A 4,944-nucleotide genomic window follows, 5' to 3' on the forward strand; every position below is an offset into this window, starting at 1 on the left:
ATCCTGCAAACCGGCACGGGCTCCATCGTCGATCCGCGTGGAGACCTCGATGCCGGTCTGCCGGGCGAAGTCCGACAGCATCTCTTCGACATCCGAACCCGGCTCGAGGTCGTCGGGCATCCTGAGCCTGGCGATGGCGTCGCGCGCCCGCGCCAAGCCGTTTATCGCGGCCTCCTCGGCAATCGCGAGCCCGTCCGAGACGCGAGCAGGATCGGTCGCCAGAAAATGCCGCGTCAGCCGGATCTGGGTCAGCAATGCGATGATCGAATGCACGAGCGTGTCATGCAGGTCGCGCGCCAGGCGCAGCCGCGTGCGGGCGAGCGAAGCGAAGCGCACCTCGGAGTTGGCGGCTTCGAGCTGCTGTTCCATCAAGCGCCGGGCACGCCGCTCGCTTTCGAACATGATCTCGGCCTGGCGCGCCGTGAAGTCGGGCATCGCGATCACGACGTAGTGCGATTGATCGCCGTTCCACAGGATGACTGCCGTGACGGGGCGGTCCAGCCCCGGCAGTTCGGCCCGCACGCCCGACAAGGCGATCACATCGCGGCGTCCCTCGGACAAGGCCGCCATCTCCGCCTCCATTCCGACCAGCAGCGTGCACAGGCAGCAGTCCGCGCCAAGGGCAGGGAGCCACTCGACCAGGCGCCCCACCTTTTGCTGGACTGTCCTGTCAGCCCGCAAAACAGCAAGCCCGATGACTTCCGCTTGCGCGGCCGGCAGTAATTCTGTGCCGATATCGATCATTTGTTCTCGCAAAAACAGCCGAGGGGCGCGGCAGTCCACTTTGACGTAAGCCCGAACCGGCCGCAAACGAATATGACTTTCGTCATCATCGCCCCTGACTTTCGGCAGATGTCTCTTCCCAGACTGAAGGCGCTAGATAGCAGTTCGTCGATATCGGCAACCTGTCGACGTGGTTGATCGTTGCCCGGTTCGTCGGCGCAACGGGCTCGGACCAAGGGAGCAGTGGTTGCCGCGATTTCAGCACTGGGAAAAGGAACCGTGGACGTGGAAACGGTTTCGGCAGTTGCCGATCAGCTTTCAGATATTGGCGGTTCTGTCCGTAACCACGGTCCTGTCGATCTCATTGCTGATCGTCATGCTCCTTACGTTCCGGTGATTCAGGCGACGTCTCGAACCGTGCCGCAAGCCAACCCAAAGGCCGGCTGACATGAAGCTAAATGTCCAGTTCATCAAGCATCCAGGCGCCAAAGAGCGCATGGTCGTGCTGCCGGAATCGCAGTTCCGCATGCTCAAGCGGACCGCGATGGCCGGTGTGGCCGACCTTGACGAACCTGCCCCCAACAGTCCTTTGCCCAAGCGCATCCTCGACAAGATTGCCGCCGGCGAGAACCCGGTCCGCGCCGTCAGGATCCTGCGCGGCCTGAGCGGACGGCAGCTTGCCGCCCAAGCCGGGATAACCCCGAGCATGCTGTCGCAGATAGAGCGCTCCGGGAAGACTGCCTCCACCAAAACCCTCAGGGCGATCGCGCATATTCTGGATGTGCCGATGGGTGCCATTTCGCCTCATCTGTCCGCCGGAATCGGCGGTGTCCCGACCGATACGGGCAGGACCGTGGCCTGGATCCTGACCTGAGGGGCGGGACGCCCGCGATGGTGCTTGCGCGTGGATGAGTAAGATGAACGCGACAGACAGACGTTCCCCGCAGCCGCCGAAGAAGTTCTCCAGGCGGCTGGCCGCGCTGGTCGGGTGCGGCTGCTGCCTGATAGCCATCGCTATCGCTTCGGTGGCAAGCGTTACCTCGTCAGCCGCGCGTGATCCGGGTTCGCTTGCCGTCAACACCGCCGGCAAGGAGCAGCGCATCGCGCCCGGACCGGGGATCGCCTCCGCCTGCAAGGGGCAGAGCTGGGGCCATGAGTCGAGAGAATGCCTGGCCGCGATCCTCAACCGGACCCAAAGCGGACGGCAGCGACCGATCCGCATCATCGCGGATGACGGCGACGGCTCCCAGGCGCAGTGAAAGACCGGTGCTTCTGGCGCAACGTCCCGGATTGAATTAGCATCCCCTCATCGACGCTCCGGCCGCGATCCGACAGGATGCGGAATACGGAGCGCAACGAGAACCGGGCGGCGGTCGCATGCCTAGGGCTGATCGTTGCGCGGCCAGGCACCGGGAACAAGCGCAGGCGGGAGGAGCCAATGCGGAAGCTGCAGTCGCAAGGCGTTCATCACATCACGCTGGTCGGCGCCGGACGCCAGACCTCGATCGACTTCTGGGAGGGCGTGCTCGGCATGCCTTTCATCTTCGAACAGCCCAATCTCGACAAGGCGAGCGAAAGCCATCTCTATTTCGATCCGGGCGACGGGCGGCTGATCACCGTCTTCACCGACGAGAGCCGCACCCCCGTCAAACGGCGGACACCGACCGATATCGGCTGCGTCCACCACGTCGCGTTCTCGGTGTCGCGGGTCACCTTCCTGCAGGCTGTCGCGCGGCTCGACGAGCGCGGCATCAAGCACAGCGGCGTCAAGGACCGCGGCTTCATGGACTCGATCTATTTCGAGGATCCGCTGGGATTGTTGATCGAGCTTGCTTCCTACCGCTTCGAACCGCCGGCCGGCTTCACCCATGCCGACGTGCTGATGGAGGCGCACAAGATCCGTGTGGCGCGCGGCGACTACAACATCGCCGAGCTGCATCTGGCCGACGCCATCCAGGCGCTGGTCGAGCGGTCGCGTGAAACATTGTCCGAAAGCAGGGCGCCGAAAAATCCTTACTAACCAGGTCAGAGGGAGGACCGACATGGCAAAAGCTGCAACGAAGAGCGTAAGGAAACCCGCAGCCAAGGCGGCGCCGAAAGCGGCTGCGAAAACTACCGCCAAGGTGACTGCAAAGGCAGCACCCAAGGCGACGGCAAAAGCCGCGCCCAAAGCGACGGCAAAAGCCGTGCCCAAAGCGACGGCAAAGGCCGCGCCTAAAGCGACGGCAAAAGCTGCGCCTAAACGGACGGCAAAAACCGCGCCCAAGGCCAAGGCGAAGCCGGCCAGGAAGCCCGGCATAAAGCTCAGCATGCTGAGGCCGAGCGTCAACAACATGACCGTGCGGGTGTTCGCGCGCGCGGCCGGGCTCGATCCGGCGGAGACCGATGCCTGGGGCCATACGCGTTCGCCGGAGTTCCTGGCGCGCAATCCGGCGCATCTGACGCCGATGATCGAGGACAAGGGCCTGCCGCGCGGCGTGCTGTGGGAAAGCTGCGCCATCATGCAGTATCTCGCCAACAAGCATGGGCTGGATACGTTCTATCCGAAGGCGCCGGCAAAGCGGGCGATGATCGACAGCGCCATGTTCTACCTGGTCGGCACACTTTATCCTTATGTGGCGCGCGCGACTTATCCGGCGCTCGGCTTTCCGCAATATGCCGGCGAGGTCGGCCACAGCGACGCCCACCCGGACAAGAAATCGGAAGCGCAGAAGGCGGCGATGGCCGCGATCGCCGAGCCGCTCGAGGTGTTTCACTCTTTCTTTCGCGACGGCAAACCGTTCATCGGCGGCAACAACCCCTCGATCGCCGATATAAGGCTGGCGGCAACGCTCGAATTCCTGGCTGTCATCGACTACGCGCTGCCCAACTGGGCGAAGGAATACATGGCGGCGCTGGAGAAGAAGCTCGGCAAGGCCTATTCGGAGCCGGCCGGCGACGTGCGCGGCTACATCGCGCATGTGAGATCGCAGGCCAGGGCTTAGCCGGCCCTCGCGTTAAGGTTTCGTTTACCCAAGACCTGTCTACTGGGTCCAGTCCTCGCCGCGACCACGGATGTACTGGCGCCATGACGAGGCAAGGGAAAGGTCGGCTGCGTGCCGGCCTTTTGCTTTTCATGGCCATCGCGCGGAAATCACGACAGTATGACTGCGCCGCCGACAGGCGGGCTGAAATCCTATTGTCATCCTCGTCATGGATCGTACGATGCCGTCAGGGGGCGGAGCGGCGTCGACGAGGATCTGCGATGAACACGGCAAGATTTCTGGTGATAGCGGGCGCGTTGTCGGTTGTGCCCTTTCCATCCGCCGCCGCGTCGCTCAACAGCATGAACGAGGTCGGCGCCGCCTTGCTCGCCTGCTGGACACCGCCGGCCAATACCGACAACTCCTCGGTCACGCTCAGCTTCAGCTTCAAGCGCGACGGCACGCTGATCGGGCCGCCGAAAACAACCGCCATCCATGTCGGCGGTGACGACAAGGCGCGCAAGGCCTATGTCGACGCGGCGACCAAGGCCATGCAGGACTGTCTGCCGCTCAGCTTCTCGCCCTCGCTGGCGCAAGGCATCGCCGGAAACGTCTTCACGCTCCAGTTCAACTCGCCGAAGAAGTAAGCGGCGGGCTGACCTGACGCAATTCCGGACCGAACGTGACGGCGAAGGCGCCGAGCCTGAAGCGCGTCGCGATCTTTCAGTTTCGCTCCCTGCGCTTCAGGTTCTTGATTCTACGCATGTCTTTGTCCCGAAACCAGTTCCCAGTTTCGGGAGACATGCTTTAACCGCTCGCACTTTTCCTGGGGTGCTTTCAGGTCAAACCGCGTGCGCGCCTGACCTCGGCGTGCCTTTCCAGTTCCGGCATCTCGAAGACATAGTCGCTCCAGGCGGAGTCCGGGATCTGCCCGGCCAGATAGCAATCCAGCAGAAGGCTTTGTTCAGGGGTAAGGGGTCTCGGCGCCTGCTCATGATCCAGTCCAAGCGAATGGATCAGGTTCCTGGTCAGGCCAGAGACAGTGAAGTGGACGGACATCTTCAGTCTCCTCTGCGCTGCACGGGTCACATCAACGCCAACAACGTTCGTCGCCGGTCAAAGGTTTCATCAGCGATCCGTGATCGTGCCGCCGTCGCGGCCGGGTCGAAGATGGTTTTTCGGCTACTGTCTCGATCTTGAGATTAAAATGTAATATTTGCTTCACAAAATTGAGAATAACAATTATTTCGTATAACAG

At 62.6% G+C, this 4,944-nt stretch carries 8 protein-coding genes; 6 read left to right on the forward strand and 2 right to left on the reverse strand.

Going from position 1 to position 4,944, the window contains the following annotated elements:
* Positions 1–744, reverse strand: a 744-nt coding sequence (locus tag EOD07_RS22220; protein ID WP_206519521.1) for a histidine kinase, incomplete at its 3' end; no start/stop codon positions are given.
* Positions 745–1,002: 258 nt separating this feature from the next.
* Between EOD07_RS22220 and EOD07_RS37750 the strand changes: the two genes are divergently transcribed.
* From EOD07_RS37750 to EOD07_RS22245, 6 genes are all read left to right on the forward strand, one after another.
* Positions 1,003–1,170 carry a hypothetical protein gene (locus EOD07_RS37750; protein WP_157900527.1) on the forward strand — a complete coding sequence of 56 codons (168 nt, stop codon included), beginning with the start codon at positions 1,003–1,005 and terminating at the stop codon, positions 1,168–1,170.
* Position 1,171: 1 nt separating this feature from the next.
* Positions 1,172–1,597 carry a helix-turn-helix transcriptional regulator gene (locus EOD07_RS22225; RefSeq protein ID WP_071074881.1) on the forward strand — a complete coding sequence of 142 codons (426 nt, stop codon included), beginning with the start codon at positions 1,172–1,174 and terminating at the stop codon, positions 1,595–1,597.
* Positions 1,598–1,640: 43 nt separating this feature from the next.
* A complete protein-coding gene (locus EOD07_RS22230; protein ID WP_127236994.1) occupies positions 1,641–1,982 on the forward strand; it encodes a hypothetical protein in 342 nt (113 codons plus the stop codon).
* A 179-nt stretch (positions 1,983–2,161) separates the two neighbouring features.
* Positions 2,162–2,743: a VOC family protein gene (locus tag EOD07_RS22235; protein WP_127236995.1), complete on the forward strand. Its 582-nt coding sequence runs from the start codon at positions 2,162–2,164 to the stop codon at positions 2,741–2,743.
* A gap of 289 nt (positions 2,744–3,032) precedes the next feature.
* Entirely contained in the window at positions 3,033–3,707 is a 675-nt protein-coding gene (locus tag EOD07_RS22240) for a glutathione S-transferase family protein (protein ID WP_245470395.1), read from the forward strand.
* A 260-nt stretch (positions 3,708–3,967) separates the two neighbouring features.
* Positions 3,968–4,333 (forward strand): hypothetical protein, encoded by a 366-nt coding sequence (locus EOD07_RS22245; protein ID WP_127236997.1) that lies wholly within the window; start codon positions 3,968–3,970, stop codon positions 4,331–4,333.
* Positions 4,334–4,523: 190 nt separating this feature from the next.
* On the opposite strand, the gene EOD07_RS22250 is transcribed toward EOD07_RS22245, so the two are convergent.
* The gene (locus EOD07_RS22250) at positions 4,524–4,745 is read right to left on the reverse strand and encodes a hypothetical protein (protein ID WP_127236998.1); all 222 of its coding nucleotides are present in this window, start codon (positions 4,743–4,745) and stop codon (positions 4,524–4,526) included.
* Positions 4,746–4,944: the final 199 nt, after the last annotated feature.

The organism is Mesorhizobium sp. M2C.T.Ca.TU.002.02.1.1 (assembly GCF_003997225.1).